The 17,982-nt window shown below is 64.8% G+C and carries 17 protein-coding genes; 1 reads left to right on the forward strand and 16 read right to left on the reverse strand.

The window, feature by feature from the left end; all coding sequences use genetic code 11:
* Positions 1–21: 21 nt before the first annotated feature.
* Positions 22–741, reverse strand: a complete 720-nt coding sequence (locus E8L99_RS18855; protein ID WP_137100999.1) for a DnaJ domain-containing protein — start codon at positions 739–741, stop codon at positions 22–24.
* A 9-nt stretch (positions 742–750) separates the two neighbouring features.
* On the reverse strand, positions 751–1,488 hold the full coding sequence (locus E8L99_RS18860; protein ID WP_137101000.1) for a VWA domain-containing protein: 738 nt from the start codon (positions 1,486–1,488) through the stop codon (positions 751–753).
* 187 nt (positions 1,489–1,675) lie between these two features.
* On the opposite strand from E8L99_RS18860, the gene E8L99_RS18865 reads away from it, so the two are divergent.
* Positions 1,676–2,752: a Kelch repeat-containing protein gene (locus tag E8L99_RS18865; RefSeq protein ID WP_252511157.1), complete on the forward strand. Its 1,077-nt coding sequence runs from the start codon at positions 1,676–1,678 to the stop codon at positions 2,750–2,752.
* A 270-nt stretch (positions 2,753–3,022) separates the two neighbouring features.
* Here the strand turns inward: E8L99_RS18865 and proS are convergent, their stop codons facing one another.
* From proS to nuoG, 14 genes are all read right to left on the reverse strand, one after another.
* On the reverse strand, positions 3,023–4,348 hold the full coding sequence (gene proS / locus E8L99_RS18870; RefSeq protein ID WP_137101001.1) for a proline--tRNA ligase: 1,326 nt from the start codon (positions 4,346–4,348) through the stop codon (positions 3,023–3,025).
* 443 nt (positions 4,349–4,791) lie between these two features.
* Positions 4,792–5,064, reverse strand: a complete 273-nt coding sequence (locus tag E8L99_RS18875; protein ID WP_137101002.1) for a DUF1467 family protein — start codon at positions 5,062–5,064, stop codon at positions 4,792–4,794.
* A complete protein-coding gene (mce, locus tag E8L99_RS18880; protein ID WP_137101003.1) occupies positions 5,061–5,465 on the reverse strand; it encodes a methylmalonyl-CoA epimerase in 405 nt (134 codons plus the stop codon). Before mce ends, E8L99_RS18875 begins: the two co-directional genes overlap by 4 nt.
* 48 nt (positions 5,466–5,513) lie before the next feature.
* Positions 5,514–7,202, reverse strand: a complete 1,689-nt coding sequence (locus E8L99_RS18885; protein WP_137101004.1) for a ribonuclease J — start codon at positions 7,200–7,202, stop codon at positions 5,514–5,516.
* Between the two features lie 2 nt (positions 7,203–7,204).
* The gene (locus E8L99_RS18890; protein ID WP_252511158.1) at positions 7,205–7,978 is read right to left on the reverse strand and encodes a biotin--[acetyl-CoA-carboxylase] ligase; all 774 of its coding nucleotides are present in this window, start codon (positions 7,976–7,978) and stop codon (positions 7,205–7,207) included.
* A gap of 6 nt (positions 7,979–7,984) precedes the next feature.
* Positions 7,985–9,421, reverse strand: a complete 1,437-nt coding sequence (nuoN, locus tag E8L99_RS18895) for an NADH-quinone oxidoreductase subunit NuoN (protein ID WP_252511159.1) — start codon at positions 9,419–9,421, stop codon at positions 7,985–7,987.
* A gap of 16 nt (positions 9,422–9,437) precedes the next feature.
* The gene (locus E8L99_RS18900; protein WP_137101006.1) at positions 9,438–10,961 is read right to left on the reverse strand and encodes an NADH-quinone oxidoreductase subunit M; all 1,524 of its coding nucleotides are present in this window, start codon (positions 10,959–10,961) and stop codon (positions 9,438–9,440) included.
* Complete coding sequence (nuoL, locus tag E8L99_RS18905) at positions 10,961–13,021, reverse strand: NADH-quinone oxidoreductase subunit L (protein WP_137101007.1); 2,061 nt, start codon at positions 13,019–13,021, stop codon at positions 10,961–10,963. The genes E8L99_RS18900 and nuoL overlap by 1 nt, the downstream gene beginning before the upstream one ends.
* Positions 13,022–13,030: 9 nt before the next feature.
* Positions 13,031–13,339, reverse strand: a complete 309-nt coding sequence (gene nuoK / locus E8L99_RS18910; protein WP_137101008.1) for an NADH-quinone oxidoreductase subunit NuoK — start codon at positions 13,337–13,339, stop codon at positions 13,031–13,033.
* Between the two features lie 2 nt (positions 13,340–13,341).
* Complete coding sequence (locus E8L99_RS18915) at positions 13,342–13,947, reverse strand: NADH-quinone oxidoreductase subunit J (protein ID WP_137101009.1); 606 nt, start codon at positions 13,945–13,947, stop codon at positions 13,342–13,344.
* Positions 13,948–14,072: 125 nt separating this feature from the next.
* Positions 14,073–14,561: an NADH-quinone oxidoreductase subunit NuoI gene (gene nuoI, locus E8L99_RS18920; RefSeq protein WP_137102195.1), complete on the reverse strand. Its 489-nt coding sequence runs from the start codon at positions 14,559–14,561 to the stop codon at positions 14,073–14,075.
* A 29-nt stretch (positions 14,562–14,590) separates the two neighbouring features.
* On the reverse strand, positions 14,591–14,839 hold the full coding sequence (locus E8L99_RS18925) for a hypothetical protein (protein WP_137101010.1): 249 nt from the start codon (positions 14,837–14,839) through the stop codon (positions 14,591–14,593).
* Positions 14,840–14,843: 4 nt separating this feature from the next.
* On the reverse strand, positions 14,844–15,866 hold the full coding sequence (nuoH, locus tag E8L99_RS18930; protein ID WP_137102196.1) for an NADH-quinone oxidoreductase subunit NuoH: 1,023 nt from the start codon (positions 15,864–15,866) through the stop codon (positions 14,844–14,846).
* 10 nt (positions 15,867–15,876) lie between these two features.
* Complete coding sequence (gene nuoG / locus E8L99_RS18935) at positions 15,877–17,952, reverse strand: NADH-quinone oxidoreductase subunit NuoG (protein WP_137102197.1); 2,076 nt, start codon at positions 17,950–17,952, stop codon at positions 15,877–15,879.
* Positions 17,953–17,982 lie beyond the last annotated feature (30 nt).

The raw sequence follows: 17,982 nt of genomic DNA on the forward strand, positions 1-17,982 counted from the left end.
GACCCATTCCGGATAGCGTGTTCAGGAGTTCCGGTTATGGCGACCCAAGAGAACGTCCTTGGCCTGGTTGACGCGGGAAGCGATCCAGGTCGAGCCGCCCTGGTCGGGATGAATCTTTTTCATGAGCGTTCGATGCGCATTCCGGATCGCGTCATCGTCCGCCCCCGGCTGAAGGCCAAGGATCTCGTGGGCCTCTTGTTCGGTCATCGCGCTCGAAGCCGGCGCGCCGCCCTGCCGCGCACCCGCATTGCCTTGAGCGTTTTCACGCCAGCTGGGGTCACGGCGGTCAAGATAAGCTTCGAGTAGGGCCGCGCTCTCGGCGTCGATCTCGCTGAAGGCCGCGACAAGCCGACCGATCTGAATCTGCTCCAGCCGCTGTCCGGCAAGCGAGCCCGCGACAAATCGTCCACCCATCTGCCCGGTATCGAGGTCGAGCTCCATCTCGATGAAGGTCGAGCGCACCGTCGAGGTCTGGCGCGGCGTCTTCGAGCCGGCATTGCCCCAATTGCTCAGCATGCCCTGCCCTGGCATCAGGCCAAGCAGCGTCGTACCCGCAATCACCACGGGAATCGCCAGTTCCCACTGGCCGCGCGTCACCAGGAACACCCCGAAAATGATGGCCGCAACGCCGCCCGCCTTGCGCATCTGCGCCGACAGCCATTTCGGATTGGCCCCGAGAATGGCATTCAGGCCGCCGGAAAAGACGATGAGCGCGATCAGGCCCGCGATGAAATAGGTCATGAACGCACTCTAACGCATCTGGCCGAGCAGAAGCTGGGCCCCCTTGGCACCGCGTCCGGACGCATCCGTCAAGGCGGCCCGGCCGCCCGAGGCGAAGATCGCCACGGCCTTGAGAAGCTCGGCCAGCTGGGCCGCCGCTCCCGGTTCAAAGCGTGCATAGGCGCCACGGGTGATCCGGGCAACCTCGCGATAGGCCTGTTCGGCCAGCGGATCGCCGCCCTCCTGGAACAGGAAGACCGGCACATTGGCGAGCGCCAAGCGGCCCGCCTTGGCGCAGAGGTCGTCCATCGCCTCCTCCATCGCATCGCCGACATAGACCAGCGCATGGATCCGCCTGCCCGTTGCCTCCTCCGCGGCGTGATGCAGCACCCGGCCGATCTGGGTCTGGCCGCCAACGCAGGAAATCTTGCGCATCAGGCCGGCAAGCGTCGCTGGCTCGCTCACCCATCCCGAGGCGCGGCACTCGTTGACGCCGCGGAAAAAGACCAGCTGGACGTCCAGTGTCCCGACCTTGGCGGCCTCGCTGAACATCTGGCCCTGGATTTCCTGGGCCATGTCCCAGGTCGGCTGCCGGCTCATCGTGGCATCCATCGCGAAGACCAGGCGGCCACGCTCGCCGGCAACCTTCGGCGGGCCGACTGCTGCTGCCTTCTTGAGGAAGGCCGAGATATCGGCGCTCGCCGGCGAGGCAACCCCGGTTCTGGCCTGACCCGCACTGACGCTGTTCGAAGGATTCTTCTCGTTCATCCGGTGAATCTGGCGAGACCGGCGGCGATTGCAAGCGTTGTGTGGTCACGGCGAGCCAAAGGTGGCTCGCGGCCGCCCGACCATGGAGGTCCCCCGCATCATCTCGCCGACAAATCCCTCTGGAATTGTCAGGTCTACCTGATCTAGCCTCCCTGCAATCGATCTCAAGCCCTCGAGGACCTCCCCGATGCCTCCGATCTCGCGACGCTTCATGGTGGGCGGCGGCCTCGCCGCGATCTCCACACCCGCTTTCTCCCAGCACCAGCATCATCAGGGCCAGTTCGAGCGCCTGAATGCGCCGGGCCGGGTCGATCTGCCGCCGATCCATAACGAACAGGCCGTCACCGACAGCCCGGCACCGAAAGCCGCCAATCAGGGCCGCTGGACGGTGCGCGCGCCCTTGCCGATCCCGCGCACCGAAATGGCCTGGGGCGTCGAGCGCCAAGGCAAGATGCACCTCGTCGGCGGCTATGCCGAGCAGCGTGTCGACAAGCAATATCACCACATCTACGACCCCGCGGCGAACCGCTGGATCACCGCGCCAGACCTGCCACGGGGTGCAAACCACGTCGGCGTCGCCGTTGCAGGCGCGAAACTCTACGCCATTGGCGGCTTCATCGAGCAGAATCGCACGCCCCACGACGAATGCTTCGTTTATGGGGCCGAGGGCGAGAAATGGTCGAAGATCCGCCCACTGCCGCAGGCCTGCGGCGCCATGGCCTGCGTGACGATCGGTGAGAACATCCACGCCATCGGCGGCGCGATCGGCACCACGTTCGAGAACCGGAAATCGATCGACTGGCACCTCGTCTATGATCCCAAGGCGGACAGTTGGACGAGGCGCGCGCCACTGTTCCTCGCCCGCGACCACACAGGCACGCTGGTGGTCAACGGCTTGATCCATGTGATCGCCGGCCGGGTCGATTCGTTCCTGACCAACTCCAACCTGCACCACACCTACGATCCCCAGACCGACAAATGGACGGCGCGCACGCCGATCCCGACCGGCCGTTCCGGTCACGGCGCGGTCTGGTATCGCGGCAAGATCTTCTGCATGGGTGGCGAGGGCTGGAACCGCGTCTACGGCCAGAACGAGGCCTATGACCCGGTCGCCGACAAGTGGGAGGCCTATGCGCCGATGATCACGCCGCGCCATGGCACGGGTGCAGTTGCGGTCGGCGATGCGATCTACGTGGCCGGCGGTGGTCCCCAGATGGGCGGCGGCGTCAAGAGCGCCGTCCACGAGGCGTTCTCGCTTGGCTGACAGGCTTTTGCCTGCCATTCCAAGGGCTTGAAGCCATGATCGGACTCAGTTTCGCAAGCGCGGAGACTGGCGGATTCTGAATGCGAACAAGCGGCGCCAAGGGATTCGAACCACTGGCAATTCGCCCTTTCGAGCGCGGACGGAACAGCTCCGGAAACAGCCGGAGACGTTCCGCCGGATGGGCGCCAAGCCTTTGGAATCCGGTGAGATCAGCGGAGCGGTCCTGGAACAGGACGGAGACCTCGCTCCGCCTGCTCCAACCAACCGAACTCAGGCGCCGGTGATCCGCGACACGAAGGCCGCCGGGCTCAGCATCTCGCGTTCGCCGGTCGAGCGCACCTTCATCTCCACCTTGCCCTCGGCAAGGCCGCGCGGGCCGATCATCACCTGATAGGGAATGCCGATCAGATCGGCGGTCGCGAACTTGGCACCCGGACGGTCGTCGCGATCGTCATAGAGCACCTCGACGCCCTTGGCGGTGAGGGTCTGGTAAAGCTCGCCGCAGGCCGCGTCGCAGGCGCTGTCGCCCTGCTTGAGATTGAGCAGCGCCACCTTGAACGGCGCCACCTCCTCCGGCCAGCGGATGCCCGCCTCGTCATGGCTCGCCTCGATCAGCGCTGCCACAACGCGCGACGGACCGATGCCATAGGAGCCCATATGGACCGGCACCGGCTTGCCGTCGGGTCCCTGGACATTCGCGCCCATCGGCTCGGAGTACTTCGTGCCGAAATAGAAGATATGGCCGACCTCGATGCCACGCGCCGAAACCCGCGAAGCCTCCGGGATCGCGTTATAGGCAGCCTCGTCATGCATCTCGTCAGTCGCCGCATAGAGCGACGTCCACTTGGCGACCGTCGCCTTGACGCCCGCGACATCGTCGAAATTGGTGTCGGCCGGCGGCACCGGGAACTCGAGATAGTCCTTGTGGCAATAGACCTGGCTCTCGCCGGTATCGGCGAGGATGATGAACTCATGGCTGAGGTCGCCGCCGATCGGGCCGGTATCGGCGCGCATCGGGATCGACTTCAGGCCGAGCCGGTCGAAGGTCCTGAGATAGGCCAGGAACATCTTGTTGTAGGCGTGCACCGCGCCGGCCTGGTCGAGATCGAAGGAATAGGCGTCCTTCATCAGGAACTCGCGCGAGCGCATCGTGCCGAAGCGCGGCCGCACCTCGTCGCGGAACTTCCACTGCAGGTGGTAGAGGTTGAGCGGCAGGTCCTTGTAGCTCTTCACATAGGCCCGGAAGATCTCGGTGATCATTTCCTCGTTGGTCGGGCCGAACAGCATCTCGCGATCGTGCCGATCCTTGATCCGCAGCATCTCCTTGCCATAGGCCTCATAGCGCCCGCTTTCGCGCCAGAGATCGGCCGACTGGATGGTCGGCATCAGCAGTTCGATCGCGCCCGAACGGTCCTGCTCCTCGCGCACGATCTTCTGGACCTTGTTCAGGACCCTGAGACCAAGCGGCAGCCAGGCATAGATGCCGGCGCTCTCCTGGCGCACCATGCCGGCCCGCAGCATCAGGCGGTGGGAGACGATTTCGGCTTCCTTCGGCGTCTCGCGCAGAATCGGCAGGAAATAGCGGGACAAGCGCATCGAAGACCTCGGACATGAAAACGGCGGACAAGCGGTATGCCGCAATGCGGGAGGCGGACTTGACCTGTTTTCGGCCGTTTTCGCAAGGGCACCATGGCGGAGAACCGCCATTCCGCCCCACACGCCCGCGCCTTCGGCCCGCACAAAAAGAAAAGGCGGGATCAGTGATCCCGCCTCCTCGCAGTGATGCACTTGAGGGTTACATCGTCGCGGAAGATCGCGCCGAAAGTCCCTTTTTTCTAGCCCGCGACGGACGTTCCGGTGAACGTCACACCTCAGGGGGTCTTCCTCCCAAGACCTGAGCCACGAGACCTTTCTTCACGTTGGAAGGGGCCTCTTTCTTGCAGCAAGATGACGCTAGACGACGAAAAATCGTTTGTCATCAACTTGTGCAGTCCGTGGCGCAAAAAAGTGCAGCCAAGGCCTTCCGGTAGAATACGTATCTAGTCTTGCGGCGAGCGCGGCAGGAACGGGATGTCGTCGAGCGTGAGGTAGCCGCCGACAAAATTGGCATAAAAGACGCCGAAAACGACGGCCGAGACGAGCGTCGTCCAGAGCGCATTCTTCAGCATCCGATGGCGCACGGGCGCGCCCCTGTCGCTGCCGGGAATGACGGTCCCAGCCTCGACCTGCGAGCGCACGCCGAACGGCAGGACCACGAACAGGCACAGCCACCAGATGATGAAATAGATCGCGACCGCAGCGCCGACGCTCATGCCTGTTCCAGCTCCACCAGCGTCCCGTTGAAGTCCTTCGGGTGAAGGAACAGGACCGGCTTGTCATGCGCGCCGATCTTCGGCTCGCCATCCCCCAGGATACGTGCGCCCTGGGCCTTCAGATGATCGCGGGCCGCCAGAATGTCATCCACCTCGTAGCAGACATGGTGGATGCCGCCGTCGGGGTTCTTGTCGAGGAAGCGCGCGATCGGGCTGTCGGCCCCGAGCGGCTCGAGGAACTCGATCTTGGTGTTCGGCAACTCGACGAAGACCACCGTCACGCCGTGGGCGGGCTGGGCAACAGGCGCCGTGACCTTGGCGCCCAGCGTGTCGCGATAGAGCGCGCTCGCCTTGGCAATGTCGCGCACGGCGATGGCGACGTGATTAAGACGGCCGATCATCGACACTCCTCCCCTGGTTCCTGACACGGGTCAGGCGGATACGAGGCCTTATACCGTGACCACCAGCACGTGGCACATCGGCTTTTTGCCCCACCGGCCATTGACCGTTCCGCGGATGGCGCGGGTCAGGCTGTCCCTCACTGCCTCGGGGTCGCGACGACGCGCCTTCGGCAGGCCATCCAGGCAATCGGCAACCGTTTCCTCGATCAGCTCGGCCAGGCTCTCGCCCTGCGCGTCGACCAGCGGGATGCCCGCCATGTCGAGCTCGATATCGCCGGCCAGCTGGCCGCGATCGTCAAGCACAACGGCGACCGACACGATGCCGGCAAACGACAGCTTGCGGCGCTCGCCAACCGTTGGTGTCGCCTCCTCGATCAGCAGATTGCCGTCCTTGAACAGGCGGGCAGCCGGCAGGGCGTCGACCACATCGGGTTCGCCGGGCGCCAGGCGGATGATGTCGCCATCGCCGGTGAGCAGCACATCCTTGACGCCCATGCGGCGGGCAAGCGCTGCATGTTCGGCGATATGATAGGGCTCGCCATGGACCGGAATGGCGATCTTCGGGCGCACCCACTGGTACATCTGCTCCAGCTCGCCGCGCCGCGGATGTCCCGAGACATGCACCAGGCCGTCCCGGTCGGTGATGATATGGATGCCCTGCTTGACCAGGCCGTTGACGATGGCGCCGACCGCCTTTTCGTTGCCGGGAATGGTGCGCGAGGAGAAGATCACCGTGTCGCCCGGCGTCAGGGTGACTTCCGGATGCTCGTCATTGGAGACGCGGGCCAGCGCCGCGCGCGGCTCGCCCTGACTGCCGGTGAGGATCGCCACCATCTTGTCGCGCGGGATATAGCCGTAGGATTCCGGGCTGACGAAGGGCGGAATGCCCTCCAGCATGCCCTGCTCGCGGGCAATGTTGACCACCCGGTCCATGGCCCGGCCGACCAGCACCACCTGCCGGTCGCAGGCGAGCGCGGCTTCCGCCACCGAGCGGATGCGCGCGACATTGGAGGCAAAGGTCGTCACCGCCACGCGGCCCTTGGCCTTGGAGATGATCTTGGCAAGCTCGGTCGCGACATCGCGTTCGGACGGCGACTGGCCCTCGCGGATGGCATTGGTCGAATCGCCGATCAGCGCCAGCACGCCCTCGTCGCCGAGCGCACGGAAGCGCGCCTCGTCGGTCTTGTCGCCCAGCACCGGCGTCGGATCGATCTTCCAGTCACCGGTATGGATGACGATGCCGAGCGGCGTGCGGATGGCGAGCGAGGTCGATTCCGGGATCGAATGGGCGACCGCGATCATCTCGACATTGAACGGTCCGAGATCCAGCCGCTCGCCGGGCTTGAGGATATGGATCGGCACCTTGGGCGCGCCCATGTCGGAGAAGCGCTTGGCCTCCAGCATGGCGGCGGCAAAGGGCGTCGCATAGACAGGGCACTGCAGACGCGGCCAGAGATCGGCGACCGCGCCGATATGATCCTCGTGGGCGTGAGTGATGATCAGCGCCTTCAGGCGCTTGCGTTCGCCCGCGATGAAGCGGACATCCGGCATGATCAGGTCGATACCGGGAAGGTCGGGGCCGGCAAAGGCCACGCCGCAATCGACCGCGATCCAGTCCTTCTTGGCCGGCGACCCGAAGCCATAGAGCGACAGGTTCATGCCGATTTCGCCGACGCCGCCGAGCGGCGCGAAGACCAGTTCGGGATCAGAGCCGGCGGTCTTGGGGGTTGCCGCCATTATCAGTGCACCATGGGTTGAGACATCAGCGAGACTTCGCCGACGCCCAGGAATTGACGCCCGTCGGGCGTATCGAGAATGAGCCGGCCCTCGGGATCGAGGCCTGCGAATATGCCTTCGTAGCGCGTCTTGTCGTGAGTGACGACGATGGGCTGGCCAAGGCCGGCCGCGCGCGCAAGCCATCCCGCCCGAATGGCGGCGAAACCCTCGCCGCAATTCCACACCGACAGCGCCCGCATCATCGAGGCGGTCAGCGCCGCAAACAGCTGGTCGCGGGTGACCGGAAAGCCCTCATCGTTGAGCGAGGTCGTCCGATAGGGCGCGTTGCCCGGATGATGGCGGACATTGACGCCGATGCCGAGGACGGCGTGGGTCAGCGAGCCGCGCGTCGTTGCCTCCACCAGGATGCCGATCATCTTGGCGCCGTCGATCAGCCCGTCATTCGGCCATTTCAGCCGCAGGCGGCTCTCGAGGTCTGGCGCCAGCGTCAGGATCGCGTCGTCGATGGCCAGCGCTGACACGAAGCAGAGTTCGGCGATCTTGGTGGCAGGCGCGGGATCGCGCAGCATCAAGGTCGCGGAGAGATTGCCGGGCTCGGTCGACCAGACCTTGCCGCGGCGGCCACGCCCGGCCGTCTGCACGTCGGCCAGAAACCAGGTCGGGCGCTCTTCGCCCGAGGCGGCGGCGGCAAGGGCCAACTGGTTGGTGGACCCTGTCTCCGCGACATGGACCAGCTGGAAGCCGGCCTCAGCCGCGGCGTCTGAAAGCTTCGCCACCGGGCTTTAGAACAACGAACGCGCGGCGGCGCCGGCGGCGGCCACCAGCGGCGCCGGATAGACCACGAACAGCGTCACGAACAGGGCGGCAAGCACGATCACCGCCTTGATCTCGAAGCGCGCGGGCACGAAGGGTGCGGCCGGCTCGTCGAAATACATGATCTTCACGACGCGCAGGTAATAGTAGCAGCCGACCGCGCTGGTCAGCACGCCAACCACCGCCAGCACATAGAGCTTGGCGTCGACGGCCGCCGAGAACACGTAGAACTTGGCGAAGAAGCCGGCGAGCGGCGGAATGCCGGCAAGCGAGAACAGCTGCGCGGCAAGGGCAGCCGCAATCACCGGATTGGTGCGCGACAGGCCCGCCAGATCCTCGATCGTCTCGACGGGACCTGCTTCCCGGCGCATCGCGATGATGCAGGCGAAGGTGCCAAGCGTCATCACCATGTAGATGGCGATATAGACGGCGACACCCTGCACGCCGGAGGCGGTGCCGGCGGCAAGGCCGACCAGCGCGAAGCCCATATGGCCGATGGAGGAATAGGCCATCAGCCGCTTGATGTTGGACTGGCCAATGGCGGCAAAGGCGCCAAGCGCCATGGAGGCGAGCGACACGAAGACGATGATCTGCTGCCATTGCAGCGTGGCGGCCGGAAAGCCGGTGACCATGGCGCGCACGAAGATCGCGAGGGCTGCAACCTTCGGCGCCGCCGCGAAGAAGGCGGTGACCGGGGTCGGCGCGCCCTCATAGACGTCCGGCGTCCACATGTGGAACGGCACGGCGGAGATCTTGAAGGCGAGACCGGCGATGAGGAACACCAGGCCGAAGATCAGACCAAGCCCGATGGGACCACCCTTCAGGGCGAGCGCGATACCGGCGAGCGAGACGGTTCCGGTGAAGCCGTAGATCAGCGAGGCGCCGTACAGCAGCATGCCCGAGGACAGGGCGCCGAGGACGAAATATTTCAGGCCGGCTTCGGTCGAGCGCAGGTCGTCGCGATGGATCGAGGCGATGACATAGAGCGCCAGCGACATGAGCTCGAGGCCCATATAGAGCGCGATCAGGTCACCCGCCGAGATCAGCACGCCCATGCCGGTGGCCGACAAGAGGATCAGGATCGGGAATTCGAAGCGCTCGGCCCCTGCCCGCTTGAGGAAGTCGTGCGACATCAGGAGCGTGATGGCCGCGCCGAAGAAGGCCAGCACCTTCATGAATCGCGCAAAGCCGTCGAACAGGAACGATCCGCCGAAGGCCGAGCGCGGCGTGCCGCCGATCAGCATCACGGCGAAGCCGGCAGCGATCAGCAGGACGACGGCGGCGGCCGACACGGTTCCGGACGATTTCTCGCCGGAGAAGACGCCGTACATCAGAAGCGCCATGGCGCCGATGGCCAGGATCAGTTCCGGGACGATCGGGGCAAGCTGGAGGAGCGGAGCGTTCAAGGGACCGATCCCCCTCTCAATGCAGCGACAAGGCCGCGGCCTTGCCGGCAGCGGCAATGGCCTGACCATAGGATTGGACGAGAGCGTTCACCGCCACTTCCGACGTGCCGAGCACAGCGGAGGGATAGATGCCGAACAGGATCGTCAGCACGACCAGCGGCACCAGGATCACCAGTTCGCGGGTATTGACGTCGGTGATGCCCTTGAGCGAGGGCTTGTCGAGCACGCCCCAGATCACCTGCCGGTAGAGCCACAGCGCGTAGCAGGCCGACAGGATCACGCCGGATGTGGCGAGGAAAGCCACCCAGGTGTTGGTCTTGAAGGCGCCGAGCAGCGTCAGGAACTCGCCGACGAAGCCGGACGTGCCGGGCAGGCCGACATTGGCCATGGTGAACACCATGAAGATCACCGCATAGACCGGCATCCGCTGGACCAGGCCGCCATAGGCCGCAATCTCGCGGGTGTGCATGCGGTCGTAGACGACGCCGACGCACAGGAACAGCGCGCCCGACACGATGCCATGCGACACCATCTGGAACACCGCGCCCTGGATGCCCTCGGCATTGCCGGAGAAGATGCCCATGGTCACGAAGCCCATATGGGCCACCGACGAATAGGCGATCAGCTTCTTGATATCCTCCTGCACCATGGCGACCAGCGAGGTGTAGACGATCGCGATCACCGACAGGCCGAACACCATGGGCGCGAAGAACTGCGACGCCTCCGGGAACATCGGGATGGAGAAGCGCAGGAAGCCGTAACCGCCCATCTTCAGGAGAACGCCGGCGAGGATCACCGATCCGGCGGTGGGCGCTTCCACGTGGGCGTCCGGCAACCAGGTGTGCACCGGCCACATCGGCATCTTCACCGCGAAGGAGGCGAAGAAGGCGACCCACAGCCAGAACTGCATGTTTCGCCCGAACACACTCGGCCCCACCTTCAGGAGCTCGACAATGTCGCTGGTCTTGGCCACCCAGATCATCGCCATGATGGCGATCAGCATCAGGAGCGAGCCGGCGAGCGTGTAGAGGAAGAACTTGAACGAGGCGTAGATGCGCCGCTTGCCGCCCCAGATGCCGATGATCAGGAACATCGGGATCAGGCCTGCCTCGAAGAACAGGTAGAACAGCACGATGTCGAGCGCGCAGAACACGCCGATCATCAGCGTTTCCAGCACCAGGAAGGCGACCATGTATTCCTTCACCCGCCGGTCGATCGAGACCCAGGAGGCGAGGATGCAAAACGGCATCAGGAAGGTCGTCAGGATCACCAGCGGCAGCGAGATGCCGTCGACGCCCATGCGATAGGCAATCACGCCACCGAGCCAGTTGGCGCGCTCGACGAACTGGAACTCGGCCGTCGAGGCGTTGAACAGGAAGACCGGGATCAGCGAGAGGCCGAAGGTCACCAGCGTCGCGAACAGCGCGATCATGCGGATGTTGCGCTTGGCCGCTTCGTCGTCGCCCCGGATCATGAGGATCAGGGCGGCGCCGACCAGGGGCAGGAAGGTGATGATCGAGAGGATGGGCGCGTTGGACATCAGTGGGCTCCACCGGCGCCGGAGAACATGAACCAGGTGACGAGCCCGGCAACCCCGATCAGCATCGCGAAGGCATAGTGGTAGAGGTAGCCGGACTGCAGCCGGACGACACCGCGGGTGACGTCGAGCACCCGGGCCGAGATGCCGTCAGGGCCGAAGCCATCGATCAGCCAGCCGTCACCCTTCTTCCAGAAGAAGCGCCCGAGGAAGCGCGCCGGCCGGACGAAGATGAAGTCGTACAGCTCGTCGAAATACCACTTGTTGAGCAGGAACTGGTAGAGCGCCGGATGCTGCTTCGCCAGGGCCGCGGGGCTTCCAGGGTTGCGGATATACATCTGGTAGGCCAGCAGGAAGCCGGCCGCCATCATGATGAAGGGCGTCCACGGAACCCAGCCGGGCACCTTGTGGAAGTCTTCCATGATGTGGTTCTCGGGGCGGAAGAACAGCGCCTCGCGGAAGAACTTCTCCACGCCGTGGTGATCGGCGAACCAGTAGGTGAAGGCGACGCCGGCGAACACCGCGCCGAAGGCGAGCAGCGCCAGCGGCACCAGCATGACCAGCGGGCTCTCGTGCGGCTGCAGCGGACCATGGCCATGGCCATGATCGGCATGAGCGTGATCGTCCTTGGCATGGGCGTGGTCGTCGTGACCATGCGCCGCCTTGGCGGCATGGCCATGGGCGTCATGACCACCGGCCCAGCGTGGGGTCTGGTGGAAGGTCATGAAGATCAGGCGCCAGGAATAGAACGAGGTCATCGCGGCGGCGGCCACCGTCAGCGCGAAGGCATAGGGCCCCATCGCATTGTGCGAGGCATAGGCGACCTCGATGATCGCATCCTTCGAGTGGAAGCCGGCGAAGCCGACATGCAGGAAGGGAATGCCGAAGCCGGTCAGCGCCAGCGTGCCGATCACCATCATCACATAGGTGAATTTGATGTGGGGGGCGAGGCCGCCCATGTTCCGCATGTCCTGCTCATGGTGCATCGCGTGGATGACCGAGCCGGCGCCGAGGAACAACAGCGCCTTGAAGAAGGCGTGGGTGAACAGGTGGAAGATGCCGACCGAATAGGCGCCCGCACCCAGCGCCACGAACATGTAGCCGAGCTGCGAACAGGTCGAATAGGCGATCACCCGCTTGATGTCGTTCTGCACCAGGCCAACGGTCGCCGCGAAGAAGGCGGTTGTGGCGCCGAAGAACATGACCACCGTCAGAGCGGTCGGCGAATATTCGAAGATCGGCGACAGGCGCGCCACCATGAACACACCGGCGGTGACCATGGTCGCGGCATGGATGAGGGCAGACACCGGTGTCGGGCCTTCCATGGCGTCCGGCAGCCAGGTGTGCAGCAGGAACTGCGCCGACTTGCCCATGGCGCCCATGAACAGGAGGCAGCAGACAACCGTCAGCGCATCCCACTGGTGGCCGATGAACTCCATCTTCTTGCCGACCAGTCCCTGGGCGGCAGCGAAGACTGTGTTGAACTCAACCGAGCCGGTGAGCTTGTAGAGGCCGAAAATGCCCAGCGCGAAGCCGAAATCGCCGACGCGGTTGACGATGAAGGCCTTCATGGCCGCCGCATTGGCCGAAGGCTTCTGGTACCAGAAGCCGATCAGCAGATAGCTCGCGAGACCCACGCCCTCCCAGCCGAAGAACATCTGCACGAGGTCATCGGCGGTCACCAGCATGAGCATGGCGAAGGTGAACAAGGACAGATAGGCGAAGAACCGCGAGCGATGCGGATCCTCGTTCATGTAGCCGATCGAATAGAGGTGAACGAGGAACGACACCGAATTGACCACCACCAGCATGACGGCGGTGAGCGTGTCGATGCGCAGCGACCAGAACACGCCGAGCGAGCCGACATTGATGAACGGCAGCAGCTTGACGGTGGTGACCTGGCCGCCGAAGCCGACCTGGAAGAAGGCGACCCACGACAGGAGCGCCGCAATGCCGAGCAGCGCGGTGGTGACGATCTCCGAGGGGCGCGCGCCGATGGCGCGGCCGAACAGCCCGGCGATCAGGAAGCCGATGAGCGGCAGGAAGACGATGGCCTGATACATGGCGTTGCGTCAGCCCTTCATCATGTTGACGTCTTCCACCGCGATCGACCCGCGGTTGCGGAAGAAGACCACGAGGATGGCGAGCCCGATGGCCGCCTCCGCCGCTGCGACGGTGAGCACCAGCAGCGCGAAGACCTGGCCGACCAGGTCGCCCATATGGGTGGAGAAGGCGACGAAATTGATGTTCACCGACAGGAGGATCAATTCCACCGACATCAGGATGACGATGATGTTCTTGCGGTTGAGGAAGATGCCGAGCACGCCGAGCGTGAACAGGATCGCCGCGACCGACAGATAGTGCGAAAGGCCGATGGCCATGATCAGATCCCCTGCCCTGACTTGACCTTGACGATCTCGATGGCGGTTGCCGGCGTGCGCGCCGACTGGGCGCCCGGATCCTGCCGCTTGACGCCCACCTTGTGGCGCAGCGTCAGCACGATCGCGCCGATCATGGCGACCAGCAGGACGAGGCCCGACAGCTGGAAGAAGAAGACATATTTCGTATAGAGGACCTGGCCCAGCGCCTCGGCATTGGTGATGCCCTGCGGGATCGGCGCCATGATGGTCTTCGGCGTCGCGCCACCGACAGCCCAGCCGCCGATCACCATCAGCAGTTCGGCCAGCACCACGAAGCCCACCAGCACGCCGACCGGCAGATATTGCAGGAAGCCCTGGCGCAGTTCCGCGAAGTCGACGTCAAGCATCATGACGACGAACAGGAAGAGCACGGCGACCGCGCCGACATAGACGACCACCAGGATCATGGCGAGGAACTCCGCCCCCATCAGGACGAACAGTCCCGATGCGTTGACGAAGGCCAGGATCAGGAAGAGCACCGAGTGCACGGGGTTGCGCGCGGCGATCACCATGAAGGCGGACGCCACCAGCACGGCGGCGAAAAGGTAGAAGAAGAGACCGGCGAGCATCTGCCCCTTTGCCCCGTTCCTGTTCTTGTCTGGCGGCGACTGAGTCTCTGGTCGAGGCTCGCGCGCCGTTCATAGAACCCAAGTTGGAACCCGTCCAGCCAAGTGGAGGCGGAACGGGAAATCGATCACCGATAGGGTGCGTCCATCGCCTGGTTGGCGGCGATCTCGCGTTCCCAGCGGTCTCCGTTCGCAAGCAGCCGGTCCTTGTTGTAGTAGAGCTCCTCGCGGGTCTCCACCGAGAACTCGAAGTTCGGCCCCTCGACGATGGCGTCGACCGGACAGGCTTCCTGGCAGAAGCCGCAATAGATGCACTTCACCATGTCGATGTCGTAGCGCGTCGTGCGGCGCGTGCCGTCATTGCGGCGCGGACCGGCCTCGATGGTGATGGCCTGGGCCGGGCAGATCGCCTCACACAGCTTGCAGGCGATGCAGCGCTCTTCGCCATTGGGATAGCGGCGCAGCGCATGCTCGCCCCGGAAGCGCGGCGAGATCTGCCCCTTCTCGAAGGGGTAGTTGATGGTCGCCTTCGGCTTGAAGAAATAGCGCATCGACAGGAAGAACGCCGACACGAATTCCGTCAGGAACAGTGCCCTCGCCTTCTGGTCGAGCCTCATTGCCGACGCCATGGACCTCTCCTCATCATTCAGCCGCCAAGCGTGCGGCCGAACCAGTAACCCACTGTGCCGATCACCGGCACCGTCCCGATCAGGACGATGCGCTTGAGCAGCACCAATTTACCCTCGAACTCGGCCTTCTCGGCGGGGGTGGCCGAGCGGTCGAACTCACGCAGCTTCTGCGTCACGAAACCCGTGACGATCTTGTAGTTCAGCCAGCCGACCACGCTGCCGACGACGGCGCCGAGAATGCCGGCCGGCGTGAGCCAGGCCATCATGTCGTCACGGCGCCCAGCCGGTGAACTGCAGCACGCCCGCCACGACCACCACCATGACCAGCGACAGGGGCAGGAACACCTTCCAGCCCAGCCGCATCAGCTGGTCGTAGCGATAGCGGGGCACGAAGGCCTTCACCATGGCGAACATGAAGAAGACCAGCGACACCTTGAGAACGAACCAGACGACGCCCGGCACCCAGGTGAAGGGCGCGATCGGGAACGGCGGCAGCCAACCCCCGAGGAACAGGATCGTGGTGAGCGAGCACATGGTCATGATCGCCACATATTCGGCCAGCATGAACATCATGTACGGCGTCGACGCGTACTCGACCATGAAGCCGGCGACGAGCTCGGATTCAGCCTCCGGCAGATCGAAGGGCGGCCGGTTGGTCTCGGCCAGCGCCGAGATGAAGAAGATCACGAAGACCGGGAACAAGGGCAGCCAGAACCAGCCGAACAGGCCGATCGACTTGTCCTGCGCGCGCACGATGTCGGTGAGGTTCAGCGACCCCACGCAGAGCAGGACGCAGATGATCACGAAGCCGATGGAGACCTCATAGGACACCATCTGGGCCGCAGAGCGCAGCGCGCCGAGGAACGGGTACTTCGAGTTGGAGGCCCAGCCGCCCATGATCACGCCATAGACGCTGAGCGACGACACCGCGAAGATGAAGAGAACACCGACATTGAGGTCAGCGATCGCCCAGCCGTCAGCGATCGGGATGACCGCCCAGGCGGCGAGCGCCAGCAGCACCGAGACGAAGGGCGCCAGCAGGAACACGCCCTTGTTGGCGCCCGACGGGATCACCGGCTCCTTCAGCATGAACTTCAGGAGATCGGCGAAGCTCTGCAGGAGGCCGAAGGGTCCGACGACGTTCGGACCACGGCGCAGCTGAACGGCCGCCCAGATCTTGCGGTCGGCGAGCAGGATGAAGGCGACGAAGATCAGCAGCGCCACCATCAGAGCAAGGCTCTGAATGGCGATCAGCGCGACGGGCCAGAGGTTTGTCCAGAAGAAGTCCATCAGTCTTGGCCCCTCACTCGGCCGCGGTCCGCATCGCCCCATGGGCGAGCGCGGAACATTCGGCAAGCGTGGCCGAAGCCCGCGCGATCGGATTGGTCAGGTAGAAATCGGCGATCGCCGGCTTGAACGGCTGGGCGGCAACCGCCCCGCCAAGAGCTGCAACCTTCGACAACTGACCGGCGTCAGCAGCGGCGAGCGAGCCGACGCGGAGCGCACCGGGAAGATCGCGGCCAAGGGCTGCCCGAAGCTCGCCGAGCGAATCGAAGGGCAGCTTGACGCCGAGCTGATCGGACAGGGCGCGCAGGATCGCCCAGTCCTCGCGGGCATCGCCCGGCGCGAAGCCTGCGCGATTGAGCACCTGGACGCGGCCCTCGGTGTTCACCGTCAGGCCGGCCTTCTCGGTATAGGTCGCGCCCGGCAGGATGACGTCGGCGCGGTGCGCGCCACGGTCGCCATGGGTGCCGACATAGACGACGAAGGGCCTGGCCGCGATTTCAATCTCGTCGGCGCCGAGGTTGAAGATGACATCCACGCCACCGCCGGCGATGCCAGCGGCATCGAGCCCGCCCTCGCCCGGCACCAGGCCGAGATCGAGCGCACCGACCCGGGATGCCGCCGTGTGCAGCACGGCGAAACCGTTCCAGCCATCCTTGACCGCGCCGAGCGCGGTCGCCGCATGGACCGCCATCGACAGGACCTCGCGGCCATCGGGACGCGTCAGCGCGCCCTGGCCGAGGATGATCATCGGCTTGGCGGCCTTGCTCATCACGTCCGCGAAGGAATTCTTGCCCGACACGACCTCGGCGAGCGTTTCCGGCCCGGCGCCGAGATAATCGACCTTGTAGGTGAGGTCCGCGACCTCGCCGATGAAGCCGATCTTCACCTGGCCGGTGCGCCAGCGCTTGCGAATGCGCGCATTCAGCACGGGCGCTTCGCGGCGCGGATTGGAGCCGACGATCAGGATCGCGTCGGCGTCCTCGATTCCGGCAATGCCGGGATTGAAGATGTAGGATGCGCGACCAAGCGACGGGTCGAGCTTGGTTCCGTCCTGGCGGGCATCGACATGGGGCGAACCGAGCGCCGCCATCAGAGCTTTAAGCGCATACATCTCCTCGAGCGTGGCGAGATCGCCGACCAGCGCACCGGTCTTGACGCCACCAACCGCCTTCACCTTGGCGGCAATCGCCGCGAAGGCCTCGCCCCAGGTCGCCGGACGCAGGCGGCCATTCTCGCGGACATAGGGCTGGTCGAGGCGCTGCGAGCGCAGGCCATCGGCGACATGCCGGGTCTTGTCGGAGATCCACTCCTCGTTCACCGCCTCGTTGAGACGCGGCAGCACGCGCATGACCTCACGTCCCCGCGCATCGACCCGGATCGCCGATCCCACCGCATCCATCATGTCGGTGGATTCGGTCTTCAGGAGCTCCCAGGGCCGCGCATTGAACGCGAAAGGCTTGGAGGTCAGCGCGCCGACCGGGCAGAGATCGACGACATTGCCCTGCAATTCCGAGGACATGGCCTGTTCGAGATAGGTCGTGATCTCGGCATCCTCGCCGCGGCCGATCAGGCCCAGCTCGGAAATGCCGGCGACTTCGGTGGTGAAACGGACGCAGCGCGTGCAATGGATGCAGCGCGTCATCACCGTCTTGACCAGCGGGCCGATATACTTGTCCTCAACCGCGCGCTTGTTCTCGTGATAGCGCGACTGGTCGACGCCATAGGCCATCGCCTGGTCCTGCAGGTCGCATTCGCCACCCTGGTCGCAGATCGGGCAATCGAGCGGATGGTTGATGAGCAGGAACTCCATCACACCTTCGCGCGCCTTCTTCACAAGCGGCGTCTTGGTGTTGATGACGGGTGCTTCGCCATTGGGGCCCGGACGCAGGTCGCGGACGTTCTGGGCGCAGCTCGCCACCGGCTTGGGCGAGCCCTTCACCTCGACGAGGCACATGCGGCAGTTGCCGGCAATCGACAGCCGCTCGTGGTAGCAGAAGCGCGGAATCTCGGCGCCAGCCGCCTCGCACGCCTGCATCAGCGTGTACTCGGCCGGAACCTCGATCTCCTGCCCGTCGACGATCACCTTCGCCATCGGCTTGTCTTCCATCCCGTCTCGCGCATG

The organism is Phreatobacter aquaticus (assembly GCF_005160265.1).
Taxonomy (GTDB): domain Bacteria; phylum Pseudomonadota; class Alphaproteobacteria; order Rhizobiales; family Phreatobacteraceae; genus Phreatobacter; species Phreatobacter aquaticus.

Coding starts and splice junctions, on each gene's coding strand:
- proS (WP_137101001.1), bottom strand. CDS start 4,348: ATGCGCTTGTCCCGCTATTTCCTGCCGATTCTGCGCGAGACGCCGAAG.
- E8L99_RS18855 (WP_137100999.1), bottom strand. CDS start 741: ATGACCTATTTCATCGCGGGCCTGATCGCGCTCATCGTCTTTTCCGGC.
- E8L99_RS18925 (WP_137101010.1), bottom strand. CDS start 14,839: ATGATGGCCTGGCTCACGCCGGCCGGCATTCTCGGCGCCGTCGTCGGC.
- E8L99_RS18885 (WP_137101004.1), bottom strand. CDS start 7,202: ATGGCGGCAACCCCCAAGACCGCCGGCTCTGATCCCGAACTGGTCTTC.
- E8L99_RS18875 (WP_137101002.1), bottom strand. CDS start 5,064: ATGAGCGTCGGCGCTGCGGTCGCGATCTATTTCATCATCTGGTGGCTG.
- mce (WP_137101003.1), bottom strand. CDS start 5,465: ATGATCGGCCGTCTTAATCACGTCGCCATCGCCGTGCGCGACATTGCC.
- E8L99_RS18900 (WP_137101006.1), bottom strand. CDS start 10,961: ATGTCCAACGCGCCCATCCTCTCGATCATCACCTTCCTGCCCCTGGTC.
- nuoK (WP_137101008.1), bottom strand. CDS start 13,339: ATGGCCATCGGCCTTTCGCACTATCTGTCGGTCGCGGCGATCCTGTTC.
- E8L99_RS18915 (WP_137101009.1), bottom strand. CDS start 13,947: ATGCTCGCCGGTCTCTTCTTCTACCTTTTCGCCGCCGTGCTGGTGGCG.
- nuoG (WP_137102197.1), bottom strand. CDS start 17,952: ATGGCGAAGGTGATCGTCGACGGGCAGGAGATCGAGGTTCCGGCCGAG.
- nuoI (WP_137102195.1), bottom strand. CDS start 14,561: ATGAGGCTCGACCAGAAGGCGAGGGCACTGTTCCTGACGGAATTCGTG.
- E8L99_RS18860 (WP_137101000.1), bottom strand. CDS start 1,488: ATGAACGAGAAGAATCCTTCGAACAGCGTCAGTGCGGGTCAGGCCAGA.
- E8L99_RS18865 (WP_252511157.1), top strand. CDS start 1,676: ATGCCTCCGATCTCGCGACGCTTCATGGTGGGCGGCGGCCTCGCCGCG.
- nuoL (WP_137101007.1), bottom strand. CDS start 13,021: ATGTATCAGGCCATCGTCTTCCTGCCGCTCATCGGCTTCCTGATCGCC.